The 16,709-nt window shown below is 65.4% G+C and carries 16 protein-coding genes and 1 pseudogene; 7 read left to right on the plus strand and 10 right to left on the minus strand.

All coding sequences use genetic code 11. The features are described from left to right. Positions 1 to 438 precede the first annotated feature (438 nt). The 8 genes and pseudogenes from PT282_RS05525 to PT282_RS05560 form a co-directional block, all read right to left on the minus strand. A complete protein-coding gene (locus PT282_RS05525) occupies positions 439 to 2,463 on the minus strand; it encodes an isopeptide-forming domain-containing fimbrial protein (protein WP_277168540.1) in 2,025 nt (674 codons plus the stop codon). 135 nt (positions 2,464 to 2,598) lie between these two features. Further along, positions 2,599 to 5,235 carry a hypothetical protein gene (locus tag PT282_RS05530; RefSeq protein ID WP_277168541.1) on the minus strand — a complete coding sequence of 879 codons (2,637 nt, stop codon included), beginning with the start codon at positions 5,233 to 5,235 and terminating at the stop codon, positions 2,599 to 2,601. 192 nt (positions 5,236 to 5,427) lie between these two features. Further along, positions 5,428 to 6,486, minus strand: a complete 1,059-nt coding sequence (locus PT282_RS05535; protein ID WP_277168543.1) for a class C sortase — start codon at positions 6,484 to 6,486, stop codon at positions 5,428 to 5,430. Between the two features lie 113 nt (positions 6,487 to 6,599). After that, a complete protein-coding gene (gene rplT, locus PT282_RS05540) occupies positions 6,600 to 6,983 on the minus strand; it encodes a 50S ribosomal protein L20 (protein ID WP_277168544.1) in 384 nt (127 codons plus the stop codon). 54 nt (positions 6,984 to 7,037) lie between these two features. After that, positions 7,038 to 7,232: a 50S ribosomal protein L35 gene (gene rpmI, locus PT282_RS05545; protein ID WP_277168545.1), complete on the minus strand. Its 195-nt coding sequence runs from the start codon at positions 7,230 to 7,232 to the stop codon at positions 7,038 to 7,040. A gap of 90 nt (positions 7,233 to 7,322) precedes the next feature. Continuing rightward, a pseudogene (gene infC, locus PT282_RS05550) lies at positions 7,323 to 8,106 on the minus strand (translation initiation factor IF-3). Positions 8,107 to 8,482: 376 nt separating this feature from the next. After that, the gene (locus PT282_RS05555; protein ID WP_277168547.1) at positions 8,483 to 9,013 is read right to left on the minus strand and encodes a GNAT family N-acetyltransferase; all 531 of its coding nucleotides are present in this window, start codon (positions 9,011 to 9,013) and stop codon (positions 8,483 to 8,485) included. A gap of 7 nt (positions 9,014 to 9,020) precedes the next feature. Then, positions 9,021 to 9,389, minus strand: a complete 369-nt coding sequence (locus PT282_RS05560) for a VOC family protein (RefSeq protein WP_277168548.1) — start codon at positions 9,387 to 9,389, stop codon at positions 9,021 to 9,023. Positions 9,390 to 9,588: 199 nt separating this feature from the next. Here PT282_RS05560 and PT282_RS05565 point away from each other — a divergent pair, with 199 nt between their 5' ends. From PT282_RS05565 to PT282_RS07610, 6 genes are all read left to right on the plus strand, one after another. Further along, positions 9,589 to 10,359, plus strand: coding sequence for a thiamine diphosphokinase (locus PT282_RS05565; protein ID WP_277168549.1), 771 nt, complete (start codon positions 9,589 to 9,591; stop codon positions 10,357 to 10,359). Between the two features lie 165 nt (positions 10,360 to 10,524). Further along, positions 10,525 to 10,953, plus strand: a complete 429-nt coding sequence (locus PT282_RS05570) for an arsenate reductase family protein (protein ID WP_277168550.1) — start codon at positions 10,525 to 10,527, stop codon at positions 10,951 to 10,953. Positions 10,954 to 11,028: 75 nt separating this feature from the next. Then, on the plus strand, positions 11,029 to 12,084 hold the full coding sequence (gap, locus tag PT282_RS05575; RefSeq protein ID WP_277168551.1) for a type I glyceraldehyde-3-phosphate dehydrogenase: 1,056 nt from the start codon (positions 11,029 to 11,031) through the stop codon (positions 12,082 to 12,084). A gap of 273 nt (positions 12,085 to 12,357) precedes the next feature. Continuing rightward, entirely contained in the window at positions 12,358 to 12,867 is a 510-nt protein-coding gene (gene ybaK / locus PT282_RS05580) for a Cys-tRNA(Pro) deacylase (protein WP_277168552.1), read from the plus strand. 344 nt (positions 12,868 to 13,211) lie between these two features. Then, positions 13,212 to 14,165: an aldose 1-epimerase family protein gene (locus PT282_RS05585; RefSeq protein WP_277168553.1), complete on the plus strand. Its 954-nt coding sequence runs from the start codon at positions 13,212 to 13,214 to the stop codon at positions 14,163 to 14,165. A gap of 280 nt (positions 14,166 to 14,445) precedes the next feature. Then, positions 14,446 to 14,520, plus strand: coding sequence for a 50S ribosomal protein bL37 (locus PT282_RS07610; protein WP_369803150.1), 75 nt, complete (start codon positions 14,446 to 14,448; stop codon positions 14,518 to 14,520). Between the two features lie 247 nt (positions 14,521 to 14,767). On the opposite strand, the gene PT282_RS05590 is transcribed toward PT282_RS07610, so the two are convergent. Both PT282_RS05590 and PT282_RS05595 read right to left on the minus strand, forming a co-directional pair. Next, positions 14,768 to 15,031, minus strand: coding sequence for a hypothetical protein (locus PT282_RS05590; RefSeq protein WP_277168554.1), 264 nt, complete (start codon positions 15,029 to 15,031; stop codon positions 14,768 to 14,770). Between the two features lie 90 nt (positions 15,032 to 15,121). Further along, the gene (locus PT282_RS05595) at positions 15,122 to 15,820 is read right to left on the minus strand and encodes a sigma-70 family RNA polymerase sigma factor (RefSeq protein WP_308201376.1); all 699 of its coding nucleotides are present in this window, start codon (positions 15,818 to 15,820) and stop codon (positions 15,122 to 15,124) included. 103 nt (positions 15,821 to 15,923) lie between these two features. Here PT282_RS05595 and PT282_RS05600 point away from each other — a divergent pair, with 103 nt between their 5' ends. Continuing rightward, positions 15,924 to 16,670, plus strand: coding sequence for an exonuclease domain-containing protein (locus PT282_RS05600; protein WP_374114144.1), 747 nt, complete (start codon positions 15,924 to 15,926; stop codon positions 16,668 to 16,670). The last annotated feature ends 39 nt before the right edge of the window (positions 16,671 to 16,709 follow it).

Here is a 16,709-nt window from a genome sequence, read left to right on the forward strand (position 1 = left end):
TAGCTTTTTATTACGGCAATACATTCTTCAAATTCGCGACTTTGGCCACACATCAACGAACAAACGTTTGATATCGTCAAATAACCGGCATGACCATCGAAATACCTCGCCTTTGCGATTTTCCTCAACCTCGTCGGAAACAAATGGCTATCAACGAGAACGTTTTATTGTCTGATTAAATAGACATTTATTCCAACAATCACCTGCAACAGACTCGTTTGACGTCTGTTGACGGCCAAACTGCCCCTACAATTCGCTAACAGCGTAACCACATCGACCCGAAATCCCATGCGCGAACCGCCCTTCGCTCCCCTGCCGCCTTCCCCAGGCGCACACCCATGCGGGGCAAGGAAAAAGCGGGCGGAACGGCGTGAAACCGTTCCGTCCGCTTCCGAGCGATCATGGGGCTGGCCGGCCTAGGCGACCATGGCCATGCGATCAGCCCTCATTGCCCAGCGCCTTCTCGCTGCGGCGGGTGTAGACGTAGATCCCGCCCGCACCGGCGAGCAGCACCATCACCACCAGGGCCACGAGGATGACCCCCGCGCCGCCGGTCATCGGCAGCTGCGAGATGGAGTTGACCTCGTTGACCTCGATGAAGTGGGTCGGGTTCTGCGCATGGGTCCAGCCGGTCTCGTTCGCCTCGACCAGGTCGAAGACGTCGCCGCCGTTCTTGTAGTGCGGCGCGGCGGCGGAATAGGGCGCGTCGGTGTCGATGGTCACGGTGAACGTCGACTTGGAGATCTCGGAGTAGCCGGTCGGCGGATCGGTCTCCTCGACGGTGTAGACGCCGGCGGCGAGGCCGTCGAAGCGCAGCTGGCCGGCGGTCAGGGTGCCGTCGACGGCGTCGTTCGGGGCGGAGGCGCGCCTCAGGGCCGTGGTCGCGGCGGTGTTGGAGTCACGCTGGTCGGCGGCCTTCTTGTAGCTACCCTTGATGACCTTGCCGTTGGCGTCCTTGACCGGGTAGAACCTGATCACGTGGCCGTCGCTGTCCTTGATCTGGAAGGTCGCGTCGTCGAGCTTGGTGCTGTGGTTGTTGCGCGCCTGGTCGACGATGCCGAAGTTGTAGAAGTAGACCTTGGGCTGGTTGGGGTCGTTGGGATCGTTGGTGTGGTCGATCACGCCCTCGCTGGCCGGCTGGTTCGGGGCGGTGTTGTCGTCGCCGTTGTCGTTGTCGGGCTGCTTCTGGGTGTCGTTGGAGTAGGCGAGCTTGACGCCGTTGTGCACGTTGCCGGCGACCGCCTGGTCGTCCACCCTCATCTTGTAGGTGATCTTGATGAAGTGGCTGCCGAAGTACTGCGGGTGCGCGGAGGTGCCGTCGCCCTGCGAGATCAGGCGGATGACCTTCGAAAGGTTGAAGGTGATGGCCTGCCCTGAGGTGGGCGTGGAGCCAACCGCCGGCGTGACCTCGTAGCCCGTGGGCGCGGGGACGTCCACGGCTTGGCTGCCGGCGGTGTCGAAGATCTCGGAATTGCTGATCTCGACGGTGGTCTCGTCCGGCTCATAGGTCAGGCCCGCCGACGGCTGGTCGGTGAGCACGTACTTGTAGTGGCTGAAGCCCGTGGTCAGCGGGATGCTGGCGATGATCTGGTAGGTCAGCTCGTCGCCGATGCCGGCCGCGCCGTTGGAGGGCTTGATCAGCCGCTTCTCCACAGTTGGTGTAGCGCTCTTCATCTTGATGACGCCCAGCTTGTTGGCCGCGTCGTCGGCGAAGGTGTCGTAGACGCTCTGCCCGTCCTTGGAGGTCACCTGGGTGCCCACGAGCATCGGGATGGAGGCCGGAGAGGAGCCGGAGAGCGCGGCGGTGGTGTCGACCACCAGGTAGATGCCGCCCTTGAGGCCGGTGAACTGGGCGGTCATGTCGTCGGTGTCGGCGCCTGAGGTGGGCCCGGCGACCGTGGCGACGTCGTCGCGGGTGGTGTCGGCCATGCGCCTCTTGACGTTGGCGTTGCCGGAGAGGTTGGTGACGAACTGGCGCAGCTTGCCGTCGTAGGCCTTGGCGCGCGAGTTCGACGTCGTGTCCTCGTTGCTGGTGTTGATGGTGGAGGCATAGCCCAGCCAGTTCTTCGACACCGCACCGATGACGTTGTCCTCATAGCCCGCGGGCAGCGACGAGGCGCCCGAGGCCGCCAGGTAGGCGTCCTTCATGGCGGGCAGGATATGCTCGTCGGCGGGGCCGGTGCTGTCGGCGTTCTTGGAGCTCGTGCTCACGCTGGTCAGCTCGTTGTCGCCGTTCTTGGAGGCGCTCATGTAGACGCCGAGGCGCAGCGCGGTGAACGAGTGCCCCTTGATGGCCGAGCCCTTGCCCTCGATGGTCAGGGTGGCCACGCGCGAGGCGGGATCCATCGGGTCGATGGTGATGGGGGTTTCGGCGGCGTTGGCCGCGCCCACGGGGCTGAACGCGAGAAGCGTCGCCGCGGCGGCCAGGCCTCCCAGCAGTCTCTTGAGGTTCCTTGCTTTCATGATTGCTCTCTTTCCTTTACAAATTCCTGGTTTCCGTGGTGGCTGTGGTTTCGGGTCCCGCCGGGCGCCCACCGTCTGCCCGGCCATCGCGCCTCGGGTCGTGCAACGGCACCGGAGGCACGGGGAAAGATCATGCTATGAATCGTCCACCGCCTTTCCGTGCCTGGAGAAGTATTCGACCGAGCCGACGAGCCCCATGCCCATCGCCAGCAGTGTGGCGACGAGCGCCAGGACGATGCCCAGCAACCTGGTGCGGTCGCCGGTCACCGGCAGCACCTTCACCGTCTTGGCGGTCGCCAGGTTGTAGCGCACCCACCCGGACTCGTTGTTCTGGGCGGCGTCGGAGGGATGGTCGTCGGCGGTGATCCTCGCCTCGCCTTCGTCCATCCCCTCGGGGATGTCGAACGACCAGCGCCCGTCGGCGCCGACCGTCATGCTCGCCGTGGTGTCGTCGGGCCAGGTGACGCTGACCTTCGCTCCGACATCGGCGCCGGATCCGGTCTTGAGCCGGTGGGCCGTGCCGCTGACCTTGCCCTTGGCGGGCTTGGGGTCGACGGCCAGCTGGGTGGAGGTCATGTCGAGGGTGACGAAGACGTCGTCGGAGCGGGACGTGGAATCGTCCTGGGGATTGGCGAGCACCGCGTTGAACACGTAGGTGTCGCCCTGGGCGGCCTCGTCGAGGAAGAACGCGGGGTCGATCCGGCAGCTCCAGTCCTGCTGGCCCGAGGTGGCCAGCGTCTGCGTGCAGTCGGTGACCTCCCGGGTCTCCCCCGTCCTGGCCCCTCCCGCCGAAACGGTGTGGGTGGCGTAGAGGGTGAGCTTCTGGCCGGCCATGGAGGGCGCCGCGGTGCCCGAGATATGCACCTTGCTGCCCGCGGGGAGCTCGCCGTCGCTGGTCCGCTTGGTGTGCGGCACCGTGATGGCGGCGGAGTCGATGGTCGATGGCGAGAATCTCAGCGTGCGGATGTTGGAGAAGGGCGAGGTCAGGTCGTAGCCGCTGGTCTGCTCGGTCTGCCAGGCGTGGTAGCGCTGGGTGCCGTCGGTGATGGGGTTGTCGGCGTCGGTGACCGACCACGTGCCGTCCTCGCCCACGATGGCGTGGCCCACGTAGCGGCCTCGGGTGGCCGCGTCGTCGACGTTGCCGTTGTCGTCGATCGGATTGGTGACGTCCTCGGCGTAGAGCGTCACCTTGTGGCCCGGCAGGCCGGTGCCGGTGATGACGGGATGCTGCACGGCCACGGAGTCCTGGGCGGGGGTGTCGATGGTGGGCGCCGGGGGTTCGGGCAGCGAGTACTTGTCGAACGCGGTGTCGATGGTCCAGCCCTTGTCGACCAGATAGTCGACCTGCGCCTGGTCCATGCCGTCGGTGATGCCCTGTTCGTGGCCGCCCTCAAGCGGGTTGAAGGCATCGTGCGGGGTGACGCTCTTGGCGTTGGGCGCCGTGGTGGCCAGGCACTGGCTCATCGAGCCGTCGTTGCTGGTGGTGATGGGCCAGGTGACCAGCTTGAAGTAGCCGTCGAGGCCCTGGTCGGTCTTGGCTTTCTCGAGATCGTAGGAGCCGTCGATATTGACCGCAGGACTCACCGAGCCGCCGGGGCCCTGGCGGGGCACCAGGCTGGCGGCGTTGGGGTTGAGGATGTTGCGGGCGTTGAACGCGGCGTTGGCGGTGGAACTGCCGGCGAACCACAAGCCGTCGTGGCCATTGAGCGCGTTCTGCCCGTCGACCCTTTCGGCGTGCGGCGTCAGGTCGTCCACGGGCACCCAGTCCTTGCCGCCCTTGAGACCGAGCCACTGATAGTAGAACGAGGTGTTCTTCGAACAGGGATCGCTGGCTGGCGCGCGGTTGTACCACATGACGAAGAACGAGCGGGCCGGCGCCCAGCCGACGCCAAGGCCGTTGAGGCCGTAATCGGTGACCAGCCCCCAGTTGGCCTGGTTGCCGCTCCACAGCAGGGGTGTGTCGTTCCAGCCGATGAACGACTTCGGACCGTTGCAACGCAGGCCGTCCTGGTTGTTGCCCGACCCGCAGACGTTGTCGTAGACGTAGGCGGGGTTGCCCGCCAGCACGTTGGTCTGGTAGCCGCTCTCGACGTCATTGCGCTCGTCGCTGTCGCTGGGCCAATTGCCGGAGGCGTTGGGGATCTGCGCCCACAGGTACTGGTTCATCTTCTCGCCGCCAAGCGCCGAAGTGTCCACGGAGTTGGGATAGTCGATGTCGCACTCCACTGAGATCAGCAGGTAGTCGTACTGGCCGGAGGCGATCAGATTGTGGATGGTGAAGAATTCTTCCTGGTTGTTCGCCCAGTTCAGCGCGCCCACCGTGCCGGCCATGTTGCTGCTGGCGATGGTGGGGATGTATCTGACGACCTTGCGCGAGCCGGTCGAAGAAGCCCCATAGCCAAAGCGCAACCGTAGCCCGCCCTTGGAGGCGGCATTGGCCTGTCCGTTCAGGTGGTCGACGCCTTTGTTGGCGGAGGTGTTGACCTGGTTGTGGGCCACACGCAGCACGAAATCGACGCGCATCTCGTCGGCGGCGGTGTCGATGCGCTGGTTGTTGGCCAGCATCTTGAAAAGCTTGGGGGCGTAGGAGATGGTGCCTTCGTCGCCGGCCCTGGACGACACCTGGTCGGCGTTGGCGATGGCGTTGAGCTGCGAGTCCGGGGAGGACGGGGCGAGGGGCGCGACGATCATCGTGGCGAGGGCGAGGCAGACGGCGCCCAAAGCGCACAGCGCCGAACGCCGCCACGTTGCCCACCTCTTGCGATTCGCCATCCAGCCACCTTGCATTGACATTGGAATTCTCGTACAACGTACTGATTTGAATTACAATTCTATACTAGCGTGAAAAACGTGAGACAACCCGTCTCGATGGCATTCATCGCACGAGACGCATCAAGATTTCGTTTGCCGCAAGATTCGTGTCGCCGGCCACACAGCGCTCCCACCCCCGCGGCGGCCTTGCAATCAGCCGGAAACCGTGGCGCGCAGCGCGTGGCGGACCGGCCAGCGGCGGCGATGGCGGACGAGGGTAACGATTATTCCAAGAGCGATAATCGACAGCGTCGTCACCGACCCGCGCAGCAACCCGTCGCCGATGGAGTCCTCCGGGTAGGGGATGTCCTTGGGGATCGGGCGGCGCTCGGCGGTCAGCACGAGGCGGTGGGTGTTGACGCCGTAGGGGGTGCAGGTCATCAGGGTGACCAGGTCCTTGCCCGGGCGCACCTTGTAGAGATGGACGTCGTCCGGGTCGACGACGTGGATGGCGGTGACCCGGTAGCCGATGGTGCGGCCCAGGGTGTCGATGTAGATCACGTCGCCGCGGTCGAGCTCGTCGAGCCGGGTGAACAGCGTCTCGTAGGGCCGGCCGCGGTGGCCGGTGAGCACGCTGTTGGTCGACGCGCCGCCGATCGGCAGGCTCGTGCCGTAGAGATGGCCCACGCCCTTGTCGAGCACCTCGTCGGAGGTGCCGTGGTAGATCGGCAGCTTCAGCGAAATCTTGGGGATGTGGATGACGCCCATCACGCCGCCGCCCTCGTCGAGCAGCCCCTGGTAGGTCGCGTCCTTCTGCGAGCTGGTGAGCGCCTTGCGCCCGCCCTTCGAGTTCCGCACGTCGGGGGCGAAGGGGTCGCTGTATTCGCCGAGCGAGCCCTGCCCGCCCGAGGCGATGGCCGCGTTGTAGCGCTGGGCGTCGTGGTATTCGCCCACGACCCGGCCCTGCGGCCACTTGCGCACCCGGTTCATCGCGGCGACGGCCTGCGCCTCCTGTCGCCGGGCGTTGACGTATTGGTTGGCCGGCAGCCAGAGCGCCAGCGTCACGGCCGCCACCACGAGCAGCGCGGCGAGGGCCTTCAGGACGTTGATCGCCCTGCGCTTGCGGCGGATGGTCGCCGCGTGCGCCATCCCCTCCCCCATCACCTCGGCGAAGCTCTTCGGGGCACGCTCCGGCCGTCCGGCGTCGCCCGGCGTCGTCCTCGCGCCGCAACGACCGTCGTGGCCGCGACCTCGTGCTTCGTCTGTGCTCATATCTGTTACGCTACACGGACGGGGCACACCCGGGCCGAAAAAGACCCCGGAATACGCGAAAAGCCCCCGCAAAAAGCGGAGGCTTGACGATTTCTGTGTCCGAAGTCGGAGGCTCAGGCCTTGGCCGGGGCGTTCAGGTCCTTCGGCAGCGCGGCCTTTGCGGCGTCGACGATGGTCTTGAAGGTGTCGGCGTCGGAGACGGCGAGTTCGGCCAGCGCACGGCGGTCGAGCTCGATGCCCGCGAGCTTCAGGCCCTGCATGAAGCGGTTGTAGGTGATGCCCTCGGCGCGGACCGCGGCGTTGATGCGCTGGATCCACAGCTTGCGGAAGTCGGCCTTGCGCGCCTTGCGGTCGCGGAAGTTGTAGTTGAATGAATGGAGCAGCTGCTCTTTCGCACGACGGTACGAACGGGAGCGCTGGCCGCGGTAGCCCGAAGCCCTCTTGAGAACGACGCGACGCTTCTTGTGGGCGTTCACTGCGCGCTTGACACGTGCCATATTGTTTCCTCTAGCTTTCTGTTAAACCTGTTAAAACCTGTGACCCGGGCCGATTCAGCGGCCGAGCAGCCTGCGCATGTTCTTGCTCTGCGCCGTGGCCAGCACCTGGTCGCGGGAGAGGTTGCGGCGCTTACGCGCGGACTTGTGCTCAAGGTTGTGGCGCATCGAGGTGCCCGCCTGCATGAGCTTGCCCGACCCGGTGACGCGGACGCGCTTTTTCGCGGCGGAATTGGTTTTCATCTTCGGCATTGCTGCCCTCCTATTATCTCGGGGGATCAAACTGTTCTTTGATGACCCTGCGCCCACCGGTGTCCCCATCGGCAGGCACAACAACTTGGTTTACTTCTTGCTCGTCCTCGGCTTGGCGGCCTTGGACGAGGTATTGCCGGACTTGTCGGCAGGCTTGGACGGCTTGGCAGCGGCGGGCTTGGCAGGCTTGGAGTCGCGCGCGATGCCGCTGACCACGGCCTTGGCTTTGCCGGCCTCCTCGGCCTTCGCCTTCTGCTTGGCCTCGAGCCGGGCCTTCTGGCGGGCCTGGCGCTCGGCGCGGGTGTCGGCGCCACGACGGCGCTGCTCGGACTTGGTGTGCACCTTCTTGCCCTTGGGCGCCAGCGTCATGAAGATGTTGCGGCCCTCGTGCTTCGGGTAGAACTCGATGGTGCCGTATTCGGCCACCTCGTCGGCCAGGCGCTGCAGCAGCTCCACACCGCCGATCGGCCTGGAACGCTCGCGGCCACGCAGCATGATGGTGACCTTGACCTTGTCGCCGCCGGAAAGGAACTTGACGACCTGGCCCTTCTTGGTCTCGAAATCGTGCTCGTCGATCTTCAGGCGGAACCTGATCTCCTTGATCTCGGCGGTGTTCTGGTTGCGACGGGCCTCGCGCTGCTTGATCTTCTCGTTGTACTTGTACTTGCCATAGTCGATGAGCTTGGCAACGGGAGGCTTCGCATTCGGCGCCACCTCGACCAAGTCGAGATTCGCTTCCTTGGCCAGATTCAATGCGACCGAGGTCGCGATGACCCCCACCTGCTCGCTGTTCGGGCCGATCAGGCGTACCTGGGAGACGCGTATCTCGTCGTTAATGCGTGGTTGTGCGCTGATGATGAACTCCAATCCTTATTGCCTCGGACGCATCTCGCTGCAAACCCCGGCATCAGCACTCTGATGTCATGCGCAACATGGATTCAAAACAGCGGCCGCGCAATGCGGACCGTGGAAGCATCGGCACAGCCGACATCCAGCCCCGGGCAGACCCGGAATGTCTTGAACCCGAAGCTACGACAAGCTTCCAGGTGGGGACGCACCCACTTTCTTGATTTCTCAAGCCAAAAGAACACTATACCATACCCGCCGACCAGCGGCGCCGGCCGGCGACACCCACCCGCCGCCACGGGCGAAGCGGACATGCATTCGCCTCAAATGGCCGCTTCATGCCGGCGACGACCGGCCAACCGCTTCGAGAGCGGGCGGTAGGCCGGTCGGCGACACCGCCGTTGTCAGTGTTCAGGCGACCCGGCCGCGGAGGCGAAGTTGGCGAATTCCAGCTCCGTGAAACCGCCGCCGTCCTCGCTCTGCGTCCTGCCGGTGGGACCGAAGCCCATGTGGCGGTAGAAACCCTGGGCCGCGGCGTTCGACTCCTGCACCCAGAGCACCACCCGGTCATGCGGCATCGCGGCGAGCGCCGCCTCCATGAGCCGGCGTCCGGCGCCGCGCCCCTTGGCCTCGGCGAGCACATAGATGGCGGCCAGTTCCGAGGTGCCCGGATAATCGCTCGGCGGACGGGCCGCTCCGCAGATCTCGGCGTATCCGATCAGTCGCCCGCCGTCCAGGGCCACGAACACGTTCGCGGGGTCGTGGCGCCTGGTGACCTCGAGCGCGAACTGAGGGGTGATCTTGTCGACCAGCCACTGGGGCAGCCGGCCCTGGTAGGTCTCGCGCCAGGTGCGCGCATGCACCTCGGCCTTGGCCTCGAAATCGTCGGGCGTGATGTGGCGCACCACGATGCCGCCCTCGCTTGCAACCGACATGGCCAGCCTACTTGTTGACGACGGCTTCGATGTTGTTGCCATCCGGGTCGTGCACGAAGGCGGCGTAGTAATCCGGACCGTAGTCCGGACGCGGGCCGGGGGCGCCGTTGTCGGTGCCGCCGTTGGCCAGGCCGGCCTCGTAGAAGGACTTGATGGCGTCGACGTCGGCGGCGGTGAACGCGACGTGCACCGGGGCCGGGATGACGCCCGGCTTGGGGGCAGAGACCCAGACGCTGTCGCCGTCCTTGCCGTCCACGAACATCACGGCGCCCGGGAACTCGGCGGCCTTGACATAGCCGAGCGGCGCGAGCGCCTTCTCGTAGAACGCCTTCTCGGCCTCGACATTGGACGTGGAAATGGTGAGGTGATTAATCATGGTATTCCCCTTATCTTGATGCAGGCTCACATTTTTTCGAGCCCCCGAAAAAATGTGAGCCGGAAACGAACATCGCTGAAAGCATAATAGCATCATTCCAACGATTTCGAGGCATCGTTCGACATACCCGATGTTCGTTTGACTCACATTTTTTCGAAGGCTCGAAAAAATGTGAGCCGCCACCTTGTAAAATCCATATATGCATTCCTCTCACTCCTGCGCCATCTTCGCCGCGGGCACCTATTACGGCGGCGAGCCCCACGGCGACGCCATCGACGCCGACACGCTCGTCATCGCGGCCGATGGCGGGCTCGACCACGCCCGGCGGCTGGGCGTGCACGCCGACATCGTCATCGGCGACTTCGACTCTCTTCCCGGCGGCGCTCCGGGGACCTGCGACGCCGGCCCGGAATCCCCCGAGGTGATCGCGCTGCCGCCGGAGCACGACGACCCCGACATGCTCTCCGCGCTCAAGGTCGGCTGGAGCCGCGGCGCCCGCACCTTCCGCATCTACGGCGGGCTGGGCGGACGGATCGACCACACCATCGCCAACATCCAGATGCTCGCGCTGCTGGCCCACAACGGCGGCCACGGCATGCTCTTCGGCCGGCGCGGCGTGGTCACCGCCATCGCCGACGGCTCGCTCGCCTTCCACGCCGGGGCCCTGCCCGCCCAGGAGCGCAACCGCATGGTCTCCGTCTTCTCGCACGGCGACGTCTCGCGCGGGGTGACGATAGCGGGGCTGAAATACGAGCTGCACGACGGGGTGATGCGGGGCGACACGGTGCTCGGGGTGAGCAACGAGTTCCTCGACGAGCGGCCCGCCTCGATCGGGGTGAGGGACGGCACCCTCATCGTCGTCTTCCCCTCGCAGGCCATCTTCCCGGCCTTCTCGACCACCATCGTCCCCGCCGAGACGCTGGGGCCGCTCTCCTCCCAGGTCTCCTCGCTGCTCAACCCGTCGCGCTAGCGGCACGTCTGCCTTTCGGCCGGCCGCAACCGCACCCACGCCGCATCCGCCCACCACAGCTCGCAGGGATGGGACGGATATGCCGAATTCCGTCGCCCGCCCTGCCATCGCACGCCGTCACCGCCTAGAATCGAAACGGCATCATCACGCGTCGAAAGGAACACGATGGCAACGAACGACATGCGACACACGACGGGCGCGGCCCCCGATCCGGCCCAGCAGGACGGCAAGGTGCTCTTCGTCTGCTACAACCACTGCACCACCTGCGCCCACGCGCGCCAGTGGCTGCGTGAGCACGACGTCGACTTCACCGAGCGCAACATCAAGGCCGACAACCCCACCGCCGCCGAGCTGAGGCGCTGGTGGAAGGCCAGCGGACTGCCGCTCAAGCGCTTCTTCAACACCTCGGGCAAGCCCTACCGCGAGCTGAGGCTCAAGGACCGCCTGCCGCAGATGAGCGAGGACGAGCAGCTCGAGGTTCTTGCCAGCAATGGCATGCTCGTGAAGCGCCCGATAATTGTTAACGCTAACAATATTTTGGTGGGTTTTCTGCCAAAAGCATGGCAAACGTCATTTTTTAGTACAGAAGCGTGATTAAAGTAAGGAGTGTTAGCAAATGAGGCCGCCGGCACAATTCCGTACCTCCGGCCGAATCACAGGGAGAATCACATGACAGTAAAGATTGGTATTAACGGTTTCGGCCGCATCGGTCGTCTTGCGTTCCGTCGTATCTTCGAGCTCCAGGCCCGCGGTGGCCAGGCCGGCGATATCGAGGTCGCAGCCATCAACGATCTGACGACCCCCGCGATGCTCGCCTACCTGCTCAAGTACGACAGCGTCCATGGCACCTTCCGTCACGATGACGGCACCCCGGTCAAGGTGGAGGCCACCGATGACGCAATCGTCGTCGACGGCAAGGAATACAAGGTCTATGCCGAGAAGGACGCCCGCAACATCCCGTGGGTGAAGAACGACGGCGTCGAGTTCGTGCTCGAGTGCACCGGCTTCTACACCTCCGCCGCCAAGAGCCAGGCCCACCTGGACGCCGGCGCCAAGAAGGTCCTCATCTCCGCCCCGGCCAAGGACGACACCACCCCGACCGTGGTCTTCGGCGTCAACCAGGACATCCTCAAGGCCAGCGACGACATCGTCTCCGCCGGCTCCTGCACCACGAACTCCTTCGCGGCGCTCGTCAAGCTGCTCGACGACCAGTTCGGCATCAAGGTCGGCTTCATGACCACCGTGCACGCCTACACCGGCAGCCAGATGCTGCTCGACGGCCCGCGTGGCTCCAAGCCGCGCAACAACCGCGCCGCCGCCGTCAACACGATCGAGCACTCCACCGGCGCCGCCAAGGCGATTGGCAAGGTCGTCCCCTCGGTCAACGGCAAGCTGCAGGGCCACGCCCAGCGCGTGCAGATCCCCGACGGCTCCTTCACCGAGCTCTTCACCGTGCTCGGCAAGGAGACCACGGTCGATGAGATCAACGCCGCGGCCAAGAAGGCCTTCGAGGGCAACGAGACCTTCGGCTACAACGCCGACAGCATCGTCACCTCCGACATCATCGACGACACCCACGGCGGCGTCTTCGATCCGACGCAGACCGACGTGAACACCATCGACGGCACCACGCTGGCCCGCACCGTCGCCTTCTACGACAACGAGTACGGCTTCACCTGCAACATGATCCGTACCCTGCTCTACTTCGCCGAGCTGAGCAAGTGAGCATGTCGCTCTAGCGCGCATGCCTGATTGACAGGCATCGCAAGCGATCGAAGGCCTCCATCCCCATCGGGTGGAGGCCTTCGCCGTACTCCGCCGCGGGTCACGGAGCGTTTCCGCCATAAACGGGCCACTGACGGCGCCTCACCGGCTCATTTATGGCGGAAACATATAATCCCGCCATAAATGAGCCACTGACAGACTCGCAGCGGCTCGAATATGGCGGAAACGCGCGAGGGGGGCGCGGGCGGCGAGGCTGCTGGTAGAACTGGAGGCATGAGCAAGAAGCACAAGAAGACGGCGGGGACCGCCTCGACGCCGGCGACGCGCGAGCTGACCGAGGCCGGCATCCCCTTCAAGATCTACGAATACGAGCATTCCAACGACCACATGGACGAGGGCTACGGCCTCGAGGGCGCGGAGAAGCTCGGCATCGATCCGCACCGCTCGTTCAAGACCCTGATGGCCGACACTGGCTCCGAGCGCGTCATCGGCGTGGTCCCCGTCAGCGGGCACCTCGACATGAAGGACCTGGCCGCGGCGGTGGGCGCCAAGAAGGCCGCGATGGCCGATCCCAAGGTGGCGCAGCGCGAAAGCGGCTACGTGGTCGGCGGCATCTCCCCGCTGGGCCAGCGCACCAAGCACAGGACGGTCATCGACGAAAGCGCCATGCAATACGACGAGATCCTGGTTTCGGGCGGCAAACGCGGCTTCAGCGTCGGAGTGGACCCGCACGACCTGGCCGGTCTCCTCGGCGCCACCGTCGCGCGCATCGGCACCAGGTAGGCCGGTGGCATGGCCGAACCAAGCGACCGGTCCAGCCATGCCATCGGCACCGGCCCCGATTCCGCACCATCCATCCCCGCCGGCCCACGCCACCACTCGGGTCCGCACCAGCCGCCCCGGTCCATGCCATCCGTCCGAGACCATACCGTGCCCCGGCGCACCCACCACTCGGGTCCGCACCGTCTCTTCCGGCCCATGGCATCGCTCGTCCACGCCGCCCCACACATACGCATCGGCATGTCCCACCTGCGGGCAGACGCGCAAAAACCGCCGTGCATGACCGTAGGCGATGAACTAGGATAGTGAGCGATAACAATCACGTCTTCATCGCAGAGGAGTCGATCATGAGCCCATCCACACTGCCCCCACGCTCGGGCCAGCAATACACCATCTCGCACGGCGACTACCAGGCCGTCATCACGCAGCTGGGTGCCTCGCTGCGCACGCTCACCTACCGCGGCCACGACATGATCGCCTCCTGGGACCCGGACGGGACCGTGCCGTGCAGCAACGGCCAGCTGCTCATCCCCTACCCCAACCGCATCGCCGACGGCGTCTACACCTTCGAATCGAAGACCTACGAGCTGCCCATCGACGAGCACGAGCGCCGCAACGCCATCCACGGCTACGGCTACCGCGCCTTCTGGAACCTCGAGCGCCTCGAAGAGGACGAGGCCGTCCTGAGCTGGCGCACCGGCGACATGCTGGGCTATCCCTTCGACCTCACCGTGCTCGCCGACTACCGTCTGTGCGACGAGGGCCTCAAGGTCACCATCTCGGCGCGCAACAACGACCGGGTCGACGCGCCCTGGGCCGTGGCCATGCACCCCTGGATCGCCAACGGCTTCGGCGGCTACGGCGACGAGATCGACGGCCAGAACGCCCAGTGCGAGGTCACCATCCCCGCGCGCACGCACGTCACCGTCGACGAGCGCCTGCTGCCGACCGGCACTGAGCCGGTGGACGGCACCAAATTCGACTTCCGCAAGCCCAAGGCGCTCACCGAGCAGCCCTTCGACGACGCCTGGACCGACGTGGAGCACGACGCCGACGGCAACGCCTTCGCCACGCTCACCCGGCCCGACGGCATGACCATCCACGTCGGCGGCGACAGGACCATCACCTCCTTCCAGATGTGCACCGGCACCCACTTCGCGCCGGAGAACCATCCGGCCGGCGTGGCCATCGAGCCGCAGACCGCCTATGCGAACGCCTTCAACTCGGGGCGCGACCTCATCGTCATCAAGCCCGGCGAGACCAGCGCCACCACCCTCTACTTCAGGGCCGAGCAGCGCTGAGCGCCCACCGATGACGGCCGTCCTTCCGCCGGTTCCCGCCGACGCCCGGCCGTCCGTTCCTGCCTCTTAGAGACCATTCCTGCCTCAAAACGTACATTTCCGGTCGCGAAAATGTGACAAAAAGAGCAGGATCGATCTGTCAGGGGCAGGAAGAGTGCCCGGCCAGGAACACCGAGAAGGCATCGATCCGGAATCGGCCATGGGAAAACGCTGCGGGAAGAAGTCGCAACAGCGTGCGATAATACCTAAGGCTTATTCATTGAATGCAAAGGAGTCCATCATGGGCATGCGCGGACGTAAGCGTAAGGCACGCCGCAAAAAGGCGGCCAATCACGGCAAAAGGCCAAATGCCTGAGTCGTCGAACACGGTGTGAGCAACACCGTTTCGCACCATCAATGCCTCGCATCCTTGCGGGGCATTTCTCGTATCCGGACTCGGACGGCCAAGCCTTGCGGAACGGATGCGCCGGGCCGATGCCTTCGGCGCCAACCGCCACGCGACGATGCGTGCGCGTCCATACCCGATATCAAAAAACCATCTGAAACCGCGGGTCCCCAATACGATGGAGACGAAGTCTTGAAACCAACCGAACGGCCAAGCCTCAGGAACGTGAGAGACCGGCGTCGCCGACCTCGCCGCAGCAGCGGTCGAGCGTGGCCTGAAGCCGGGAGATGAGGCATTGCGGCGCGCAGGTGGGCCGCAGCAGGAGGCGCAGTTCCTCGATCAGCGCCTTCTCGCGGGCGTCGCAGCAGGTCTCGGGGTCGAAACACTCGCCGTCGTCGACCTGGGTGACCTCCACGCGCATCGACGTCTCGCCGCCGTGACGGCTCACCGTCACGCGGCTGCGCTCAATTGACCCTGACATTCGATTCCCCTTACCGATTCGCTGCTGACATATAACTCAACATAATCCACCATCGACACCATCCATGAGTTCGCGGACAGTGAATATGCGTTACGAACTACGCGTTTCCGCCTCGTTTGCGGCACGTCGCGGCGTGGTCTTGCCCACATTCGCCGGTTGCGCCGATGCCGATCTGCCACCACCGCCACCGGAACCGCCGTCGCCATCGCCGCCCTTGGCATCACCGCCGAGCTGGTAGCCGTGCTGCCTGACGTATTCGGCCAGCTCCCGCTTGAGCTGGGTGCGGGCGCGGTTGAGCCGGCTCATCACCGTGCCGATCTTGATGCCCTGCTCGGCGGCGACCTGCTTGTAGGACTTGCCGTCGATGGCGGTGTCGATGAAGACCTGCCGGCGCTCCGGGGACAGGGAGTCCAGGGCCTTGATGATCTCGTCGGGCGCGAAGCCGTCGAGGTATTCCTGCTCGGCGGACTTGAGTCCCTCGGAGGAATGGTCGGAGGCGGAGTAGATGTCCCAGTCGTCGTATTCGCCCGTGGAGTCGTTGGCGCGCTGCGGGCGGCGCTTGGCCTTGGCGTACTGGTTGAAGTAGGCGTTGCGTTCGATGGTGGTCATCCACGCCTCGAAATTGCTGCCGGGGCGGAAACTGTCGAACGCCTTGAAGGCGCGCTCGTAGGCGTCCTGCACCAAATCCTGCGCGTCCTCGGGATTGTTGGTGAGCTTCATGGCCTGCCGGTAGAGCACGTCGACGGCGGGCATGGCCAGCTTCTCGAAACGCCGGCGCCTGTCGGCCATGGTCTCTGCCTGCTCGTTGTTCACGCCTTCAGTCTAAGGGGACGGGGGTACGCGGCGGGGAGGCCGCGTCCGGAGGCGCAATGTCGGTTTTGGGGCGCAGAATATGGGTATGAGCTCTACGAACGAAACACTGATGCACGCCCTCGACGCCGTCGCCGCGCAGGGCGAGGACACCCCGCTTGGCGAATCCTGGCTGCTCGGCTTCGACACCGAGACCACGGGCACCGGCCCCGACGACGCGATCGTCTCCGCGGCCCTGGTGCTGCGCGACCCGTCGCGTGGCTACGAGGGCGACACCGTGGCCGAATGGATCGTCAACCCGCACCATCCGATGAACCCGGGGGCCAGCCGGGTCAACGGCTTCACCGACGAGTTCCTCGAGGCCAACGGCGCCGAGCCGGGCGAGGCCATCGCCCAGATCGGCGCGATCGTGGCCGCCGCGCAGGCCTTGCGCATCCCCCTGCTGGCCTACAACGCGCCCTTCGACGTGCGCATGCTCGCCGGCGACCTGAAGCGTTGGAACCTCGCGCCGCTGCCGGCCGAGCTGCTGGTGGTCGACCCGCTGGTCATCGACCGCGAGGTCTCGCACCGCCGCGGCAAGCGCACCCTGACCTACACCACCGAATACTATGGCGTCGAGCCGCACGGCGACTTCCACGACGCCACGGCCGACACCACCGCCGCCGTCGACCTGGTCGCCCCGATGACGCGCCTCTACCCGCAGGTCGGCGGGCTGACGCTGGCGGGGCTGATGGACTGGCAGCGCCAGGCGCACGAGAAGTGGCGCGTCTCCTTCAACCAATGGCTGAGCTCGCGCGGCCGCCGGCCCATCACCGACACCTGGCTCTGAGCCCCGGGCCCGGCCCACACCATGCGGTAGCCTTACGTG

The sequence above is a fragment of the Bifidobacterium sp. ESL0763 genome (assembly GCF_029433395.1).
Taxonomy (GTDB): domain Bacteria; phylum Actinomycetota; class Actinomycetes; order Actinomycetales; family Bifidobacteriaceae; genus Bifidobacterium.

What these genes read in the sequence shown, in the direction of transcription:
- PT282_RS05525 (WP_277168540.1), bottom strand. Translation starts at nt 2,463, where the DNA reads ATGAAAGCAAGGAACCTCAAGAGACTGCTGGGAGGCCTGGCCGCCGCG.
- PT282_RS05530 (WP_277168541.1), bottom strand. Translation starts at nt 5,235, where the DNA reads ATGGCGAATCGCAAGAGGTGGGCAACGTGGCGGCGTTCGGCGCTGTGC.
- PT282_RS05535 (WP_277168543.1), bottom strand. Translation starts at nt 6,486, where the DNA reads ATGAGCACAGACGAAGCACGAGGTCGCGGCCACGACGGTCGTTGCGGC.
- rplT (WP_277168544.1), bottom strand. Translation starts at nt 6,983, where the DNA reads ATGGCACGTGTCAAGCGCGCAGTGAACGCCCACAAGAAGCGTCGCGTC.
- rpmI (WP_277168545.1), bottom strand. Translation starts at nt 7,232, where the DNA reads ATGCCGAAGATGAAAACCAATTCCGCCGCGAAAAAGCGCGTCCGCGTC.
- PT282_RS05555 (WP_277168547.1), bottom strand. Translation starts at nt 9,013, where the DNA reads ATGTCGGTTGCAAGCGAGGGCGGCATCGTGGTGCGCCACATCACGCCC.
- PT282_RS05560 (WP_277168548.1), bottom strand. Translation starts at nt 9,389, where the DNA reads ATGATTAATCACCTCACCATTTCCACGTCCAATGTCGAGGCCGAGAAG.
- PT282_RS05565 (WP_277168549.1), top strand. Translation starts at nt 9,589, where the DNA reads ATGCATTCCTCTCACTCCTGCGCCATCTTCGCCGCGGGCACCTATTAC.
- PT282_RS05570 (WP_277168550.1), top strand. Translation starts at nt 10,525, where the DNA reads ATGGCAACGAACGACATGCGACACACGACGGGCGCGGCCCCCGATCCG.
- gap (WP_277168551.1), top strand. Translation starts at nt 11,029, where the DNA reads ATGACAGTAAAGATTGGTATTAACGGTTTCGGCCGCATCGGTCGTCTT.
- ybaK (WP_277168552.1), top strand. Translation starts at nt 12,358, where the DNA reads ATGAGCAAGAAGCACAAGAAGACGGCGGGGACCGCCTCGACGCCGGCG.
- PT282_RS05585 (WP_277168553.1), top strand. Translation starts at nt 13,212, where the DNA reads ATGAGCCCATCCACACTGCCCCCACGCTCGGGCCAGCAATACACCATC.
- PT282_RS05590 (WP_277168554.1), bottom strand. Translation starts at nt 15,031, where the DNA reads ATGTCAGGGTCAATTGAGCGCAGCCGCGTGACGGTGAGCCGTCACGGC.
- PT282_RS05595 (WP_308201376.1), bottom strand. Translation starts at nt 15,820, where the DNA reads ATGGCCGACAGGCGCCGGCGTTTCGAGAAGCTGGCCATGCCCGCCGTC.
- PT282_RS05600 (WP_374114144.1), top strand. Translation starts at nt 15,924, where the DNA reads ATGGGTATGAGCTCTACGAACGAAACACTGATGCACGCCCTCGACGCC.